The organism is Vibrio sp. ED002 (assembly GCF_023277445.1).
Classification (GTDB): domain Bacteria; phylum Pseudomonadota; class Gammaproteobacteria; order Enterobacterales; family Vibrionaceae; genus Vibrio; species Vibrio jasicida.
In genome coordinates this window covers 1215795-1232815 of sequence record NZ_CP080238.1, presented here as the reverse complement: position 1 = coordinate 1232815, position 17021 = coordinate 1215795, and the positions used below count along the sequence as shown (strand labels likewise).

Here is a 17021-nt window from a genome sequence, read left to right as displayed (position 1 = left end):
TTAGTCCTCCGCTAGTGGCTTAAATCGACGTAGCTCTGTTAGACGGTAGCCTGTGTAAGTACCTAGTAATAGGATGCCTGCAAGAACAATCAGTTGTAGGCCAATGAAGTTAAACGTTAAGTGTTGGATATAAACGTTCGTCATCGCTAGGTAAACCAAGACAGCGGTTAGTAGTGAACCACCACCTTGAAGAACTACTTCTTTCGCACCTTCTTCTTCCCATAGAATCGACATACGTTCGATCGTCCATGACAAGATGATCATAGGGAAGAACGTAATTGTTAGACCTTCTGTTAGGCCAATCTTGAACGCGACTACGGTGAAGACCGAGATGATCATAATTACGGTTATGATTACGGCGGATATCCTTGCAACCAGAAGTAAGTTAAGCCTCGAGAGGTAACTTCGTATTATCAAGCCAGTACCGACAATTAATAGGAAGCCGACAATACCAGTTACCAGTTGCGTTTGAACAAAGGCAACCGCAATCAATACTGGCATGAAGGTACCCGAAGTTTTCAGACCGATGATGACACGCAGGAACACAACAATCAGTGCGCCGATTGGGATCAACATGATGGTCTTAAACATGGCTTGCTCTTCAAGTGGCAAACTATGGATAGAAAGGTTGAGTAGGCCATCCGCTTCCACTTTATTGTCAGTGGCTTGCTGTGGAGTCACTTCCTGCTTAATCATAGAGAAGTGAACTTGGCTGTTTTTACCGCCAACTAAGTCAAGTAGGGAAACGTTCGATTCATCCCATACGAGAAGGTTAGGTTGTGCTGCGGCTTGCTCTGAATTTGGCGAGAAGAGAACCCATTCTTCCCCCGACCATACCTGAACCATAGGCTGAATAGCTTGACGACGGCGGCCGTCTTCTAATTCGATTACACCAACGATTTTGCTTTGCACTCCAGCAGTCAGTAGGATCTTGTGTAATGCATCGGTACGATCAAAGTCATTAAGAATCAGCGCTGAGTTTTGGCTGTCTGGATCGTTTAGCGTTTTGATCAGCTCGCGAGCAAAGGTGACATTGTCTGCTGAGCGGCTCATTGCACGTTCAATCAATGCATTTGCGGCGGCTTGTTGCGGCGCTGAAAGGGTAGGTTTTGTGATTTCACCTGCAGGTGGCTGTTCATCCACTTTTGCTTGTGGGTCAACTAAGAACTGGGCTTTGTAGTAAATAGTTTGTGGGCCACTTGCTTGACGGATTGACCATTCTGCACGACGACCAGAGTCTGAGTTGACGTAAGAAACGCCGTAACCTGGAGACGATGCTGATTCACCAATCAGGGTGTAACCATTTTGAGTATGCGGCGCAGCAAGAGAAGCTTTTACTTCGTTGCCATTCGCATTAAATTCGATACGGGCTTCAACATCCCAAATTTGACGTGTTTCACCTGGAGTCCAAGGTACGCCGTAATTCTGATGTCTGAAAACACTCAAAGCGATGCCTGCAATCACCAACAGGATGATTGACAGGTAAAACGGTATTCTGGACGTCATAATCTACCTTATTATTTTTTATCTTCTTCCGTTTGAACGTATTTACGGCTCACATCAACGAGTGCGATGTCGCGCATAAACTCTCTTCCTAGTAACACAGGATGGTTCATTTGAGAACGATCTGCCAACGTAAATTGCGCTTTTTCATGAATTTTTCCAACGCGCACCCAAAGTTCAACAACAGCTCGACGCTCTAGTTCTTCAGTGGTTGCTTGACGGATTTTCACGTAGCGAATAATTGGCGCTTCAATCCAAATGTCTTTCTCTTCATCTGACTTGGTATTGTCAGCAAGATGGAAACGCACCCAGTTTTTGCCATTTCTTTCGAATTCTTCAATATCGACTGCATTTAATGAAGACGTTGCTGCGCCAGTATCGACACGTGCATCGAAAGTTTGTTTGATGGAGTCAATAGTCACTCGCTCTATGGAGCCCAGGACAATGTCATGAGTAGGAGTCGCCTGAACAGGCGCAGGAGCTTGAACGATAATAGGCTCTTTCGGCTTTCTTACTTCGTCCATCGCTTCTTTACGGAAGGTATTGAGTTCGCCATTTAACTTATCCACTTGGCCTTCTAAACTTTCGATGTAATCCGATTGGTTACTAAGTTGAAGCTCTAAGTTGGTAACGCGAGTATTGAAATTCGTCTCTGAAGCTTGAATAGCGGCTAACGTTTCTTGGTGGTACTGTTCGCCTTTTGTAAGGGTACATCCTGACAATAGGGCGATTGCAACAACCGGAGTCAATCGTATAAACATTGAAAACCTTGGGATTGGATTAAGTTGTTTGTTTTTTAAGAGTTTAGCGTTATCGCCAAAGGCTCACAAGTAAGAATCTCTCGCAGTCTCTTACAGAGTGAGGAATAGTGACGAAAAGCTAAAAAATTAAGGACGCAATATGCATCCTTAATTAGATTGAAGAGAGGTTAATGTCTTAAAGGAAGGAGTGAGTTAAGACAATGTCAGAAATCTCAGTTAATTATGGCTTAGTTGCGACAAGTACCGCACGACGAGGGGCAGGGTAGCCTTCAACGGTTTTCGTTGGGTCGTTTGGATCAAGGTAGTCAGGCAGTGAGTTATGTGTCATCCAGTCAGTAGTACGTTGTTCTCCGACTGACGTTACATTCTCATCTACGATACGAACGTCTTTAAAGCCAACCAATTCTAGCCAAACTTTTAGTGCTTTCGCTGAAGGAAAGAAATACACATTACGCATTTGCGCGTAACGAGAAGTCGGAACCAATACGGCGTTCTCATCGCCTTCAATCACTAGTGTCTCTAGTACAAGCTCACCGCCTGCCACTAACTGGTCTTTCAGTTGCACCAAGTGATCCAGTGGGGAGCGGCGGTGGTAAAGGACGCCCATACTAAATACAGTGTCGAATGCTTCTAACTTTGGTAGTTGTTCAATACCTAATGGAAGAAGGTGAGCACGTTGGTCATCGCCCATCAACTTACGAATCGCTTCGAACTGAATTAGGAACAGGTGAGAAGGATCGATACCAACCGTTAAGCGTGCACCTTCACCCAGCATGCGCCACATGTGGTAGCCGTTACCACAACCTACATCGAGCACACTGCGGTTTTTCAGAGGTGAGATGTGCGGTAGAACACGATCCCATTTCCAGTCACTGCGCCATTCAGTATCGATATGAATACCGTGCACTGTGTATGGACCTTTGCGCCACGGGTGGAACGTACGCAGCAGGCTTTCTAGCTTTTTCAGCTCACCTTCATGAAAAGGCGTATCGTTGCTGATGGTCACTGAGTTTTTGATGTCCACTTGGTTTGGTGCACCTTGTGGGATCTTGTTCAGCGCTTTTAGCCAGCGACCAAAATCACCGTGCTCAGCATTTTGCCAATCTGTTAACTGTTGAGGTAATACGTTTAGCCACGGCTGAAGACGAGTGTCTTGCGCGATTAACTGATAAAAATTAGCAAAATTAAACATAGTTTTTCACTGAGTAATAAATTAAAAAATTGACACTAAATGCGAAACGTTAAGACTTTCTCGCTTCTCGCTTCTCGCTTCTCGCTTCTCGCTTCTCGCTTCTCGCTATTTAATCGCAAACATCGAACCGAAGTTAAAGCACTGGAACCAAACGTCGTAGCTTGAGAAACCAATTTTCGCGAAACGCTCTTTATGATCTTTCTTCGAATCAGGGCGCATCACGTTTTCAATTGCGCTGCGCTTTTGGCTGATCTCAAGTTCGCTGTAGCCATTTGCACGTTTAAAGTCGTGGTGAAGGTCAATCAACAGCTCGTTAGACACTTCATCTTCAAACACAAACTTCTCAGACAGAATCAAAATGCCACCTGGGCGCAAACCCGCGTAGATTTTCTCCAATAGCGCGTAGCGGTCTTCTGGAGAAAGGAATTGCAGTGTGAAGTTCAATACCACAACCGACGCGTTTTCGATTTCAATATCGCGGATATCCGCTTCTACCACATCAACTGGCGTGTCACTTCGGTAGGCGTTTACATGAAGCTTACAGCGCTCAACCATCGCAGGAGAGTTGTCCACTGCAATGATTTGACAACCTTCTTGTTTGATATGACGACGCATAGACAGCGTAGCAGCACCCAAAGAACAGCCTAGATCGTAGATGTTTGAGTGAGGTTTAACAAAACGCTCTGCCAACATACCAATGGCAGAAATGATGTTGCTGTAACCCGGCACCGATCGTTGAATCATGTCAGGGAAAACTTCCGCTACGCGTTCATCGAACGTGAAATCCCCAATTTTATCGATTGGAGCCGAAAAAATAGTATCTGGATTGCTGTTAGGGTTCATAACCAAATCTCTGCATACAAGCTGCCCGAAACGTCAGGCATCAAAAAAGGCGCGTATTTTATGGGAAATTCGCGCCTCTGTCATTTGCTTAATTATAAGCTTACCTAAAACATTTGTATTTGTGAGTTGCCATCATTGGCAGGAAACGAAGACAAATTGGGCAGCGAAAGCTTAAGTTGTAGCTGCTTATAAAGCTTTTCAGCCAGTTCTGGTGCTAAGACGTTATCTGGCGTGTGAATCATCAAGTAAGGTTGAATGCCTTGTTCAATCCACATCGGTAACTTCTGCAACCAAGGTTCGAAAAAGCGCAGGTTGTCTTCCATGTCGGGATGACCGATAAAGCGAATCATCGGGTGCTTAGCAGTCGCAATTGCATGAACTGGAACGCGAGGCTTTTTCTGGTGGGCATCGTTCACCGCTTCGGTCGTCGGCTGCGCGGCGAACACTGGGCGGCTGTCCATGATAATGCGGTCAATGCCACTCTCAAGTAGCCATTGATTCAACGCACGTTCTTCTTCACCTTTGGAGAAAAACGCCATATGGCGAACTTCCACTCCAAGTGGAAAATTCGGTGGAAAGCTAGCACAGAACTTCTTCAACCTATCAAGATAGTCGGGGCCAAAAGCAGCAGGGAGCTGAATCGTCCATTGCCCGACACGCTCATGAAGCGGTTCCATGACCTTCATAAAGTCACGTAACTGCTCGTCGCAACCTCTGAGCATCTGCTCGTGAGTAATGGCTTTTGGCAACTTAAAGGTGAATTTGAAATTGTCGTGAGTCGCGGCTTTCCAGTTTTGCACCGTGTTGAGCGTCGGTGTGGCATAAAAGGTGGTGTTGCCCTCTACGGTATGGAACACCTGCGCGTACTTTTCGAGTCGCTCTGCGGGCTTGGTTCCGCTGCCATAAAAGCTTTGTTGCCATTGGTTGTGCGACCACATGGTCAATCCAAGTCGAAGGGGTAAATTATCCATATCTCTGCTTTACGTTTTTTCCTGAGCCCACTTTACGAGAGTTTTGCTGAAATGGGTAATTTCACGCTATAATCCCCACCAATTTTTCGCTTTGGTGCGCTTTTGAACATTTGTTGTACTAAAAACCACCAATGAATGATAAAACACACTTAATTGTATGTTGAGTAGTCGATTTTCATAGGCTTTCAGCGTATAAATGGATCTTTACTCTGCTCGGCAATGAGGCTGACAGAGCGTAGTTAACAATATTTGAGAGATTGGGAATTTCATTATGCGTACCCATTACTGTGGTCACCTGAACAAGTCCCTTGCAGGACAAACTGTAGAACTTTGCGGCTGGGTTAACCGTCGTCGTGATTTAGGCGGTCTTATTTTTATCGATATGCGAGATCGCGAAGGTATCGTTCAGGTAGTTGTTGATCCAGATATGGCAGATGCGTATGAAGTGGCTAACACACTTCGTAATGAATTCTGTATCAAGCTAACTGGTGAAGTTCGCGTTCGTCCAGAAAGCCAAGTAAACAAAGACATGGCAACAGGTGAAGTTGAGATCCTTGCAAAAGGTCTTGAAATCATCAACCGCTCTGACGTTCTGCCTCTAGACTTCAACCAAAAGAACTCTGAAGAGCAACGTCTGAAGTACCGTTACCTAGATCTACGTCGTCCAGAAATGAGCGACCGCATCAAGCTACGTGCTAAAGCGTCTAGCTTTGTTCGTCGTTTCCTAGATGACAACGGCTTCCTAGACATCGAAACACCAGTACTAACAAAAGCGACACCAGAAGGCGCTCGTGACTACCTAGTACCTAGCCGTGTTCACAAAGGCAGCTTCTACGCGCTTCCTCAGTCTCCACAGCTATTCAAACAGCTTCTAATGATGTCTGGTTTTGACCGTTACTACCAAATCGTTAAGTGTTTCCGTGATGAAGACTTGCGTGCTGACCGTCAACCAGAATTCACTCAGATCGATATCGAAACGTCATTCATGACGGCTGACCAAGTTCGTGCAACGACTGAGAGAATGGTTCGTGAAATGTGGCAAGAGCTACTGAACGTTGACTTAGGTGAATTCCCAGTAATGCCGTTCAGCGAAGCGATTCGTCGTTTCGGCTCTGACAAGCCAGACCTACGTAACCCACTAGAACTAGTAGACGTTGCTGACCTAGTGAAAGACGTTGAATTCAAAGTATTCTCTGGTCCAGCAAACGACGAGAAAGGTCGCGTTGCAGTTATCCGTGTACCAGGTGGTGCTGAGCTTACCCGTAAGCAAATCGACGGTTACGCAGAATTTGTAGGTATCTACGGTGCGAAAGGTCTAGCATGGATGAAGGTTAACGACCGTGCAGCAGGCATGGAAGGTATCCAATCTCCTGTAGCTAAATTCCTAAGCGAAGACGTGATCAACGGTATTCTAGATCGCACTCAAGCGGAATCTGGCGATATCATCCTATTCGGTGCAGACAAAGCTAACATCGTTGCTGAAGCACTAGGTGCACTTCGTCTTAAACTTGGTAAAGACCTAGGTCTAACTAAAGAAGGCACTTGGGCTCCTCTATGGGTTGTTGACTTCCCTATGTTCGAAGAAGACGACGAAGGCAACCTGCACGCAATGCACCACCCATTCACATCACCTCTAGGTGTGACTGCGGAAGAGCTAAAAGCGAACCCAGCAGTAGCGAACTCAAACGCATACGACATGGTTCTAAACGGCTACGAAGTGGGCGGTGGTTCTGTACGTATTCACAACGCAGAAATGCAAGCAGCGGTATTCGATATCCTAGGTATTGATGCAGACGAGCAAAAACTGAAGTTTGGTTTCCTATTGGAAGCGCTGAAATTTGGTACGCCACCTCACGCGGGTCTTGCATTCGGTCTAGACCGTCTAGTAATGCTGCTATGTGGTACTGAGAACATCCGTGATGTTATCGCATTCCCTAAAACAACAGCAGCGGCGTGTCTACTAACAGACGCACCGAGCCTTGCAAACCCAGCGGCTCTGGAAGAGCTAGCAATTGCTGTGACTGTTGCGAAAGAAAAAGACGCAGAATAAGCGCACAACATTTAAAGAAAACTCCCGCACTTGCGGGAGTTTTTGTTTTAATGAACCCAAGAATTATTCCGAGCACTTTCCCAAGTAACGTTGTTGAGCAATCAAAGCTGAGCATTAACGTCAAAATAAATTAAAAGGTGAATCATGGCAGGTCATAGTAAATGGGCGAATATTCGTCACCGTAAAGCTGCGCAAGATGCCAAACGTGGCAAAATCTTTACCAAGTTAATTCGTGAAATTGTCGTCGCCGCGAAAGAGGGTGGCGGAGAAGCTGACAATAACCCTCGGTTACGAGCTGCTATCGATAAAGCACTTTCTAACAACATGACGCGAGACACGGTGAACCGTGCGGTCAGTCGTGGTGCCGGTGGTGAAGGCGATGACAACATGGAAACCGTCATCTACGAAGGATACGGTCCAGGTGGCACCGCCGTAATGGTTGAATGCATGACAGACAATCGCAATCGCACGGTTTCTGGCGTGCGTCACGCGTTTTCGAAGTCTGGCGGTAATTTAGGTACAGATGGAAGTGTTAATTATCTGTTCGATAAGAAAGGTGTGATTTCTTATGCCTCCGGCTTAGATGAAGACGAAGTGATGGAAGTGGCGCTTGAGAGCGGCGCCGATGATATCGAAACATCCGAAGACGGTTCTATTGATGTGTACACGGCACCAGCTGATTTCGGTAGCGTCAAAGATGCCTTGGATGCAGCAGGCTTTGAGGCTGACAATGCAGAAGTATCATTAATCCCATCAACGAAAGCAGAATTGGACGTGGATACTGCCCCTAAGCTTCTACGTCTGATTGATGCGTTAGAAGACTTGGATGATGTTCAAGAGGTGTATCACAACGGTGACATTTCTGACGAAGTGGCAGCCACATTAGAATAAGATTACTCAATGGGGACAGAGCGTTCTGTTCCCATTTATTTTCATTAATTATAATAACGAGATAGAGATCGTTCTTGATCTGCTTTCTTAGGAAAATTCATGTCAATTATTTTGGGCATTGACCCAGGCTCTCGCATTACGGGTTACGGTGTGATTCGTCAGCAGGGACGTCATCTACAATATCTAGGCAGCGGCTGTATTCGTACTTCTGAAAAAGAGTTGCCAGGTCGTCTCAAGCAAATCTACGCAGGCGTGACGGAAATCATCACCCAGTTTCAACCGGATGTGTTTGCCATCGAACAAGTGTTTATGGCGAAGAACGCTGATTCTGCACTAAAGCTAGGGCAGGCGCGTGGCAGTGCGATTGTTGCGGCTGTGAATGCGGATCTTCCGGTGCATGAGTACGCAGCTCGTCTTATTAAACAAGCGGTAACGGGGACAGGTGGTGCAGACAAAGTTCAGGTTCAGCATATGGTTCAGCACATGCTTAAGCTGCCAGCAAAACCTCAAGCCGATGCTGCCGATGCGTTGGGTGTTGCTATTTGTCACGCTAACACCAATAAGACGCTGGTGGCGCTCGCAGGCAAAGCAACCAGCGCAAGAAAAGGTCGTTACCGTTAAGCGTGTTCTCGTATTAAAAATGAGACATCTCAGACAGATTTAAGGATTGAATTTGTTGAGAAAATGTTACAAAACTATAGTGGTCAGAGGTCTAATAAGAAATCAATCAAGGAAGATTGAACATGAATCCAGCCACGCTGTGGCGCAGTGCATTTATGCCGCGCCAAACTCAATGGACAAGAACACAACAACGTCAAGCAGACATCCTATCGCTATTTACCTTCATCGCTTTTCTCGTCGGGATCTACAGCCTGATCAAATGGTCTAAACATGGGCATGAAAGCTTAATCTTCACCTCAGTACTCTTAATCGCACTCGAACTGATATCCGCCTTCAGCCTGAGATGGTTCAAACGACCAGCATTGTCGCTCAATCTGGGGTTTGTAGGCATGTCAGTGCATGCACTCAACATCATTTATCAAAGTGGTGGCGTGGTAGATTCTACCCAAACTTACTGGGTGCCTTTGTTAGTCGTCGCTTTCTTTTTATCTGGCACTCGTATCATGGCGATCTCTTGGAGCGCGTTAGTAATAGTGCTTTCTGCGGTAATGACGTATCAACATGTGTCTGGTTTTGGTTTTCCCCAGCTCGTGTTGTCTGAATCTGCGCAGCGTGTGGAGATATGGTCAGGTACCGTGTTACCACTGGTGGTGATTTGTATTGCACAAGCCTTTACTGCCAAGCAGCGAGATATTGCGATTGAAAGTGCAGAGAAATCTAAAGCAGAAAGTGAACTGGTCGCACAAAAAGCAACGGCGGGGGAGTTACGGCTAGGAGAGGTACTAGAGCAAGCTAATCAAAATTCGGCAGAGCTTAAACAAGTTTCGCAAGTGTTGGATGGACAATCTTCGCTGTTAGGTGCTCAAGTCAATGCTCTCAATATCAACAGTGAGTCTCAAGCCAGTGCGGCTGAGCAAATGAGTCAGCAAGTACACCACATGGCGACGGGGATTGAAACGTCAAGCAAGTTTGTTGAAGAGCTTCGTGAGAAGAGTGAAGACGTTCATCAACAAGCTGAGAAAAGCTCTGAGTTGCTCGAAGACTCTACCCAAGCGATCAGCCAGATCATTACCAGCCATGAAGACATCATGAAAGTGGCAGACTTGATTACCTCGGTCGCAGAACAAACCAATTTATTGGCACTGAATGCGGCTATTGAGGCGGCGCGAGCGGGGGAGCAGGGCAGAGGCTTTGCAGTGGTCGCGGACCAAGTGAGAGAGCTTTCTGCAAAGAGTAGTCAATCCGCAATCGAGATTCGTAACTTGCTTGATCGCAGCGAGCAAGAGGTGAAACACGGGCAGAATGTTGTTACTTCAAGCACAGAACGAATGAATACCATCATCCAGCAAGTGACCACAATTTCTCATGATGTGCAGAGTCTTTCTGGCATCATGGCGACGCAAATGACCGCATTAAAAGAGCTTGATGAAGCCAGTAGCGAAGTTGCTAACGGCGTAGTGAACACCAAGACCATTGCTGAAACTGTCGCTCAATATGGCACTGAGCTCAGTAGCCAAGTCGTCACCGTGAGAAACCTGACTCAACAACTTGATCAAGTTGTCTCAAAAATCTAACCGAACGGCATAAAGGACTGGATGTCTATCCAGTTCTTTATTATCCTGTCGCAAATTCATTTCCAAAGAGTATTTATAGTGATTGGACGTCTTCGCGGCACTCTGCTTGAAAAGCAACCACCTGAAGTTTTAATTGAAGTTAATGGCATTGGTTATGAAGTACAGATGCCAATGAGCTGTTTCTACGAACTGCCAAACGTCGGCGAAGAAGCGATCATTTATACTCATTTTGTTGTGCGTGAAGACGCTCAGCTGCTTTACGGCTTCAACACAGTCAAAGAACGTGCGCTCTTCCGTGAAGTAATCAAAGCGAACGGCGTCGGTCCTAAACTGGGCCTAGGTATCCTTTCTGGCATGACTGCTAGCCAATTCGTTTCTTGCGTAGAGCGTGAAGACATTTCAACACTTGTGAAGCTACCTGGCGTTGGTAAGAAAACCGCAGAACGTCTTGTTGTGGAAATGAAAGACCGCCTTAAAGGTTGGGGTGCTGGCGACCTATTTACTCCGTTTACGGATGCGGCTCCTGCGGATTCTGGTGCGGCATCTAGCAATGCTGAAGAAGAGGCAATCAGTGCGCTTCTAGCTCTAGGCTACAAACCAACTCAAGCGTCGAAAGTAGTCTCTCAGATCGCTAAACCGGATATGACCAGTGAGCAACTGATCCGTGAAGCACTAAAATCAATGGTGTAACGAAAAGTTCAAGGGAACAATATGATTGAAGCCGATCGTTTAATCGCGCCAGAAAATCCTTCATTTCGTGATGAAGATGTCATCGACCGTGCGATTCGTCCTAAGAAGCTGGCGGATTACCAAGGTCAGGATCACGTGCGTGGTCAGATGGAGATTTTCATCAAAGCTGCTCAATTGCGAAATGAAGCGCTCGACCACCTTTTGATATTTGGTCCTCCAGGTTTGGGTAAAACCACACTTGCGAACATCGTTGCTAATGAGATGGAAGTGAATATTCGCACTACTTCCGGCCCAGTACTTGAGAAAGCAGGGGACTTGGCGGCGCTGCTGACCAACTTAGAAGAGAACGATGTGCTGTTCATTGACGAGATTCACCGCTTAAGCCCAATGGTTGAAGAAGTGCTGTATCCAGCGATGGAAGACTACCAGCTAGACATCATGATTGGTGAAGGCCCAGCCGCTCGCTCTATCAAGATTGACTTGCCTCCTTTCACGCTTATCGGCGCAACCACACGAGCGGGTTCATTGACCTCGCCATTGCGTGACCGATTCGGTATTACTCAGCGCCTTGAGTATTACAAGGTCAAAGACTTGCAGGATATCGTTCAGCGCAGCGCAGATTGCCTAGGCTTGTCAATGGAGTCGGAAGGTGCGTTAGAAGTTGCTCGCCGCGCTCGTGGTACGCCACGTATCGCTAACCGACTACTACGCCGTGTTCGTGACTATGCTGAAGTAAAGGGCAATGGACACATCTGTGCGGAAGTTGCAGATAAAGCGCTGAACATGCTCGATGTCGACGCTAAAGGTTTTGACTACATGGACCGAAAACTGCTTCTTGCGATCATGGAAAAGTTTGGTGGTGGTCCTGTCGGTCTGGATAACATGGCAGCAGCCATTGGTGAAGAGAAAGACACCATTGAAGATGTGCTAGAGCCTTATTTGATTCAACAAGGTTACTTACAACGCACACCTCGTGGTAGAATAGCGACCGATCGCGCCTATCTGCATTTCGGAATTGAAAAGTAAGATTCCAACGCTGGGCGCACAGCGCTCAGCATTTCACCAATGTTGACCAACCTCTCATTTATTAAATCTCTTCTAATACTAAATAGGTAATAAAAACTTATAGATTGTTAACTCTATGTTCTTGCCTAACTGATTATTTTCTCTCCTGATTACTCTCTATTAACATACTCTTCTGATATCGTTTGATCTGGATCAATGTGATGGATTTTTGTTCAAATTCAGCGCATAAAGATTGATATACATCAAAGCGGTTTCTCGCTATAAACCTTTTGAAACAAACTGTTTTTAGCAGTAATATTAGGCCTAGCTATATTAGCTGATGCTTAACAATTAACTAACCAACGAAGCACATTTTTGCAACAAAGCGTTGTGATAATTCAACATTTTTCAAGTGTAAATAACACTTGTGTATGGATTGCAATATGTAGAGAGTGTCATTCAGCCGACACATAGGAGTTACCATGATTGACGTAGTTGATCTGTCGCGGTTGCAGTTTGCACTGACAGCGATGTATCACTTCCTATTCGTACCATTGACCCTTGGTATGGCCTTCCTTTTGGCCATTATGGAATCAATGTACGTAATGACGAACAAGCAAATCTACAAGGACATGACCAAGTTCTGGGGTAAGCTGTTCGGTATTAACTTTGCACTTGGTGTGGCTACTGGCCTTACCATGGAGTTCCAGTTTGGTACGAACTGGTCTTATTACTCCCACTATGTAGGTGACATCTTCGGTGCACCACTAGCGATCGAAGCACTGGTTGCTTTCTTCCTGGAGTCAACTTTTGTTGGTCTATTCTTCTTCGGGTGGGATCGTCTATCAAAACGTCAACACTTAGCGGTAACCTGGTTGGTTGCTCTGGGTTCTAACTTCTCTGCACTATGGATTCTTATCGCGAACGGCTGGATGCAAAACCCAGTTGGCGCAGAATTCAACTTCGAAACCATGCGTATGGAAATGGTGAGCTTCGCAGACGTTGTACTAAACCCTGTAGCGCAAGTTAAATTTGTACACACAGTAGCATCTGGTTACACGTGTGGTGCAATGTTCGTTCTTGGCATCAGTTCTTACTACCTATTGAAAGGTCGTGATGTGGCGTTCGCTCGTCGTTCGTTTGCTATCGCAGCTTCTTTCGGTATGGCAGCAATCCTGTCTACAATCGTGCTGGGTGATGAATCTGGTTACGAGCTTGGTGAAGTTCAAAAAGTGAAGCTAGCAGCAGTAGAAGCTGAATGGCACACAGAACCAGCACCAGCGGCGTTCACACTGTTTGGTTTACCGAACCAAGAAACAATGAACACCGATTACGCAATCAAGATCCCTTACGTTATGGGTATCATCGCAACGCGTTCGTTTGATGAGCAAGTAACAGGCCTACACGATCTACGTGAAGAGCACGTTGACCGTATCCGTACTGGTATGTACGCATACGAATTGCTTGAAAAACTGCGTGCAGGCGACAAGTCTGAAGCAAACATGACAGCGTTTGACGAAGTGAAAGGTGACCTAGGTTACGGCCTACTTCTAAAACGTTACACAGACAAGGTTGTTGATGCGACTGAAGACCAAATCCAAGCGGCAGCGGATGATTCAATCCCAACAGTATGGCCGCTATTCTGGTCGTTCCGTATCATGGTTGCGTGTGGCTTCATCATGCTATTCGTATTTGGTGCGTCATTCATCCAAACATGTCGTCAGAAGATCGAACAGAAACCTTGGATTCTTAAAGCTGCATTGTTCAGCATTCCACTACCTTGGATTGCGATCGAAGCGGGTTGGTTCGTTGCTGAATACGGTCGTCAACCGTGGGCTGTAGGTGAAATCCTACCGGTACACGTTGCTGCATCAGCACTAACAGCAGGTGAAATCTGGACTTCACTATTTGCAATCCTAGCGCTATACACTGCATTCCTAATTGCAGAAGTATACCTAATGGTGAAATTCGCTCGTAAAGGTCCAAGTAGCCTGAAAACTGGCCGCTACCACTTCGAGCAAAACGCTGACTCTGTTGAAGACAAAGTTAGTCGCCAAGTAGAAGCGTAAGACAAGGAGACAACAAGATGTTTGATTACGAAATCTTGCGATTCATCTGGTGGGTACTGATCGGTGTTCTACTAGTTGGTTTTGCAATTACTGACGGTTTCGATATGGGTGTGGGCGCGCTTGTACCTATTATCGGTAAAAACGACACGCAACGTCGTGTGATGATTAACTCGATCGCACCTCACTGGGATGGTAACCAAGTATGGCTTATCACTGCTGGTGGTGCATTGTTCGCAGCATGGCCTTTGGTTTACGCGACATCGTTCTCTGGTTTCTACCTAGCGATGATCCTAACCCTAGCGGCACTTTGGCTACGTCCAATTGGTCTTGATTACCGTTCAAAGATTGAAGATAAAAAATGGCGTAACACTTGGGATATCTGTATCTCAATCAGTGGCTTCGTTCCACCAATCATCTTTGGTGTGGCGTTTGGTAACCTTCTGCAAGGTGTTCCATTCCAACTGAACGAATTCCTAATGCCAACGTACCATGGTTCGTTCTTTGGTCTTCTTAACCCATTTGCATTGCTATGTGGTCTAGTAAGCTTGTTCATGATCCTGATGCAAGGTTCAACTTGGCTACAAATGAAGACAACAGGCGAAGTTCATACTCGTGCTCGTAACGTTGCTCAGCTAATGGGTCTATTAACTGTGGTTGCATTCGTAGCAGCTGGCTTCTGGATTCAGAGCATCGAAGGTTACGTTATCGTAGGTGGTATCGATACAGGCGCTGCTTCTAACCCTCTAAACAAAGAGGTTATCCGTGAAGCTGGTGCGTGGATGAACAACTTCGAAGCTTACCCAATGCTATGGGCTGCGCCTGTACTGGGTGTTGCAATGCCGCTTCTAGCTGTATTGGCATCTCGCCTAGAGAAGTGTGGTATCGCGTTCCTAACCTCTAGCCTTGGTAACGCAGGTGTTATCTTTACTGCTGGTATTGCAATGTTCCCATTCGTAATGCCATCAGATCTAATGCCAAGCCAAAGTCTGACAATGTGGGATGCAACTTCATCTGAACTGACTTTGAACCTAATGACAGGCGTTGCGTTTGTTATGGTTCCAATCATTTTGGCTTACACGTCTTGGACTTACTACAAGATGTTTGGTCGCTTGGATGACAAGTTCATCGAAGAAAACAAAAACTCACTTTACTAAGGAGCTATTACTATGTGGTATTTCGCATGGATTCTAGGTGTACTACTTGCTTGTGCATTCGGTATCATCAACGCTCTTTGGTTAGAGCACTCAGAAATGATGGATAAAGACAGTGAGTAATCTCGCTGACAAGGTAGCGAAACTTCACGCACCAATGGACAAGACTCTACTGAGAGTCTTGGCCTTAATCCTCGGCTTTATGCATGTAGGATTGGTGATGTGGGATCCAAACGCATACCATCGAGAAATTGGTGGCTTTAATGCGTTTATCGCACCGGCACTGATTTGGGCAGTCTGCTCAAGCATGGTTTACGGTGTGGGCTTCAAGCCAAGAAATTGGTACTGGCAAGTATTGTTCAGCCCTTATTTCTCAATCGCTATCTTAGTTTATTTAACAGCACTCTATTTCATGTAAGCGTTACACTCTGAAATAAAGTCGGTTATTAAATCATCGAATAAAAAGCCAGACGTCTTGTCTGGCTTTTATTTTTTCTACAAAATTCAAAAATATTCCCTTCGCTCAGTACCAATTACTGCCGCTTCAGTTATAGTAATTGCTTTAAAGAATTGAAAGTACTGGTACTCCCTTGCAAGGCACATCTAATCCCTTCCGCTGGCCGATCACCGTGTATTATGAAGATACCGATGCGGGTGGCGTTGTATATCACTCTAATTATTTAAAATTCTTTGAACGCGCACGCACTGAGATGTTGCGTGCAAAAGGCATTTCTCAACATGTGTTATTGGAACAAAACATTGGCTTTGTTGTCCGACACATGGATATCGATTTCAACCAAGGGGCGAGACTGGACGAGCATTTGACCGTTCTTACCCGAGTGTCAGAAATAAAGCGTGCGTCCCTGCAATTCTGTCAAGAGTTAGTCAATGATGAAGGCAAAACATTGTGCAAGACAATTGTTAAGGTAGCATGTATCGATAATAAGAAAATGAAACCAATAGCTATCCCATCTTTTATCAATTCGGAGCTAACAAATAGTGACTGCTGATATTTCCATTTTAGATCTCTTTCTTCAGGCCAGTCTGTTGGTAAAGCTTGTGATGTTGACCCTACTAGGCATGTCAATTGCGTCATGGGCAATGATCATTAAGCGCAGCAAAGTACTGTCTCAAGCATCAAAAGACGCTGAGTCCTTTGAAGACAAATTTTGGTCTGGTACCGACCTTTCACAGCTGTACCAAAAAGTGAAAGCTCGTAAAGACGACATTGGTGGCACAGAAGAAATCTTCTATGCTGGCTTTTCCGAATTTGCACGCTTGCGTAAGAGTAACGCAAACTCACCGGCCTACATCATGGAAGGTACAGGGCGTGCAATGCGCGTTTCTGTAGCTCGTGAAGTGGATGAACTAGAAACCAGTTTACCTTTCCTCGCAACGGTCGGTTCTATCAGCCCATACATCGGCCTATTTGGTACGGTATGGGGTATCATGCACGCCTTTATTGCATTGGGTGAAGTGAAACAAGCAACACTATCTATGGTGGCACCCGGTATCGCAGAAGCACTGATCGCAACAGCGATGGGTCTGTTTGCAGCAATCCCTGCGGTAATGGCTTACAACCGTCTAAGCAACAAAGTAAGTAAGCTAGAGCATACATACGCAACTTTCTCTGAAGAATTCCACAGCATCCTGCACCGTCAAGCAATGGCGGGTCGAGACAGCGCGAATAAGGAATAAGG

The 17021-nt window shown here is 45.8% G+C and carries 17 protein-coding genes; 12 read left to right on the top strand and 5 right to left on the bottom strand.

Annotation, left to right across the window (positions count from 1 at the left end; all coding sequences use genetic code 11):
- From ITG12_RS05765 to ITG12_RS05745, 5 genes are all read right to left on the bottom strand, one after another.
- Positions 1–1506, bottom strand: a complete 1506-nt coding sequence (locus ITG12_RS05765; RefSeq protein ID WP_038866785.1) for an inactive transglutaminase family protein — start codon at positions 1504–1506, stop codon at positions 1–3.
- 11 nt (positions 1507–1517) lie between these two features.
- Complete coding sequence (locus tag ITG12_RS05760; RefSeq protein ID WP_038866788.1) at positions 1518–2264, bottom strand: ATP-dependent zinc protease; 747 nt, start codon at positions 2262–2264, stop codon at positions 1518–1520.
- Positions 2265–2484: 220 nt separating this feature from the next.
- Positions 2485–3456: a tRNA 5-methoxyuridine(34)/uridine 5-oxyacetic acid(34) synthase CmoB gene (gene cmoB / locus ITG12_RS05755; protein WP_038875968.1), complete on the bottom strand. Its 972-nt coding sequence runs from the start codon at positions 3454–3456 to the stop codon at positions 2485–2487.
- A gap of 105 nt (positions 3457–3561) precedes the next feature.
- A complete protein-coding gene (gene cmoA / locus ITG12_RS05750; RefSeq protein ID WP_038866790.1) occupies positions 3562–4299 on the bottom strand; it encodes a carboxy-S-adenosyl-L-methionine synthase CmoA in 738 nt (245 codons plus the stop codon).
- Between the two features lie 104 nt (positions 4300–4403).
- Complete coding sequence (locus ITG12_RS05745) at positions 4404–5270, bottom strand: DUF72 domain-containing protein (protein WP_038875969.1); 867 nt, start codon at positions 5268–5270, stop codon at positions 4404–4406.
- 271 nt (positions 5271–5541) lie between these two features.
- On the opposite strand from ITG12_RS05745, the gene aspS reads away from it, so the two are divergent.
- The 12 genes from aspS (at position 5542) to tolQ (ending at position 17019) form a co-directional block, all read left to right on the top strand.
- On the top strand, positions 5542–7320 hold the full coding sequence (gene aspS / locus ITG12_RS05740; RefSeq protein WP_038875971.1) for an aspartate--tRNA ligase: 1779 nt from the start codon (positions 5542–5544) through the stop codon (positions 7318–7320).
- A 144-nt stretch (positions 7321–7464) separates the two neighbouring features.
- Complete coding sequence (locus ITG12_RS05735) at positions 7465–8211, top strand: YebC/PmpR family DNA-binding transcriptional regulator (RefSeq protein WP_038866794.1); 747 nt, start codon at positions 7465–7467, stop codon at positions 8209–8211.
- Between the two features lie 99 nt (positions 8212–8310).
- On the top strand, positions 8311–8832 hold the full coding sequence (gene ruvC, locus ITG12_RS05730) for a crossover junction endodeoxyribonuclease RuvC (protein WP_005426231.1): 522 nt from the start codon (positions 8311–8313) through the stop codon (positions 8830–8832).
- A 122-nt stretch (positions 8833–8954) separates the two neighbouring features.
- Complete coding sequence (locus ITG12_RS05725) at positions 8955–10406, top strand: methyl-accepting chemotaxis protein (protein WP_038875973.1); 1452 nt, start codon at positions 8955–8957, stop codon at positions 10404–10406.
- Between the two features lie 78 nt (positions 10407–10484).
- Complete coding sequence (gene ruvA / locus ITG12_RS05720; protein ID WP_038866798.1) at positions 10485–11096, top strand: Holliday junction branch migration protein RuvA; 612 nt, start codon at positions 10485–10487, stop codon at positions 11094–11096.
- 21 nt (positions 11097–11117) lie between these two features.
- Positions 11118–12122 carry a Holliday junction branch migration DNA helicase RuvB gene (ruvB, locus tag ITG12_RS05715; protein WP_038866800.1) on the top strand — a complete coding sequence of 335 codons (1005 nt, stop codon included), beginning with the start codon at positions 11118–11120 and terminating at the stop codon, positions 12120–12122.
- Between the two features lie 461 nt (positions 12123–12583).
- Positions 12584–14170: a cytochrome ubiquinol oxidase subunit I gene (cydA, locus tag ITG12_RS05710; protein ID WP_038866802.1), complete on the top strand. Its 1587-nt coding sequence runs from the start codon at positions 12584–12586 to the stop codon at positions 14168–14170.
- A gap of 17 nt (positions 14171–14187) precedes the next feature.
- Positions 14188–15324, top strand: coding sequence for a cytochrome d ubiquinol oxidase subunit II (cydB, locus tag ITG12_RS05705; RefSeq protein ID WP_038866805.1), 1137 nt, complete (start codon positions 14188–14190; stop codon positions 15322–15324).
- A gap of 12 nt (positions 15325–15336) precedes the next feature.
- The gene (gene cydX / locus ITG12_RS05700) at positions 15337–15444 is read left to right on the top strand and encodes a cytochrome bd-I oxidase subunit CydX (protein WP_000270284.1); all 108 of its coding nucleotides are present in this window, start codon (positions 15337–15339) and stop codon (positions 15442–15444) included.
- Positions 15437–15739 (top strand): cyd operon protein YbgE, encoded by a 303-nt coding sequence (gene ybgE / locus ITG12_RS05695; protein WP_038875975.1) that lies wholly within the window; start codon positions 15437–15439, stop codon positions 15737–15739. The genes cydX and ybgE overlap by 8 nt, the downstream gene beginning before the upstream one ends.
- Positions 15740–15911: 172 nt before the next feature.
- Positions 15912–16331, top strand: coding sequence for a tol-pal system-associated acyl-CoA thioesterase (gene ybgC, locus ITG12_RS05690; RefSeq protein ID WP_010447291.1), 420 nt, complete (start codon positions 15912–15914; stop codon positions 16329–16331).
- Entirely contained in the window at positions 16321–17019 is a 699-nt protein-coding gene (tolQ, locus tag ITG12_RS05685; RefSeq protein ID WP_248873824.1) for a protein TolQ, read from the top strand. Before ybgC ends, tolQ begins: the two co-directional genes overlap by 11 nt.
- Positions 17020–17021: the final 2 nt, after the last annotated feature.

Excerpts from the sequence above, each read along its gene's own strand:
- ITG12_RS05725 (WP_038875973.1), top strand. The coding sequence starts at position 8,955 with ATGAATCCAGCCACGCTGTGGCGCAGTGCATTTATGCCGCGCCAAACT.
- cydA (WP_038866802.1), top strand. The coding sequence starts at position 12,584 with ATGATTGACGTAGTTGATCTGTCGCGGTTGCAGTTTGCACTGACAGCG.
- cmoA (WP_038866790.1), bottom strand. The coding sequence starts at position 4,299 with ATGAACCCTAACAGCAATCCAGATACTATTTTTTCGGCTCCAATCGAT.
- ITG12_RS05735 (WP_038866794.1), top strand. The coding sequence starts at position 7,465 with ATGGCAGGTCATAGTAAATGGGCGAATATTCGTCACCGTAAAGCTGCG.
- ITG12_RS05765 (WP_038866785.1), bottom strand. The coding sequence starts at position 1,506 with ATGACGTCCAGAATACCGTTTTACCTGTCAATCATCCTGTTGGTGATT.
- aspS (WP_038875971.1), top strand. The coding sequence starts at position 5,542 with ATGCGTACCCATTACTGTGGTCACCTGAACAAGTCCCTTGCAGGACAA.
- ruvB (WP_038866800.1), top strand. The coding sequence starts at position 11,118 with ATGATTGAAGCCGATCGTTTAATCGCGCCAGAAAATCCTTCATTTCGT.
- ITG12_RS05760 (WP_038866788.1), bottom strand. The coding sequence starts at position 2,264 with ATGTTTATACGATTGACTCCGGTTGTTGCAATCGCCCTATTGTCAGGA.
- cydB (WP_038866805.1), top strand. The coding sequence starts at position 14,188 with ATGTTTGATTACGAAATCTTGCGATTCATCTGGTGGGTACTGATCGGT.
- cmoB (WP_038875968.1), bottom strand. The coding sequence starts at position 3,456 with ATGTTTAATTTTGCTAATTTTTATCAGTTAATCGCGCAAGACACTCGT.
- ruvC (WP_005426231.1), top strand. The coding sequence starts at position 8,311 with ATGTCAATTATTTTGGGCATTGACCCAGGCTCTCGCATTACGGGTTAC.
- cydX (WP_000270284.1), top strand. The coding sequence starts at position 15,337 with ATGTGGTATTTCGCATGGATTCTAGGTGTACTACTTGCTTGTGCATTC.
- ITG12_RS05745 (WP_038875969.1), bottom strand. The coding sequence starts at position 5,270 with ATGGATAATTTACCCCTTCGACTTGGATTGACCATGTGGTCGCACAAC.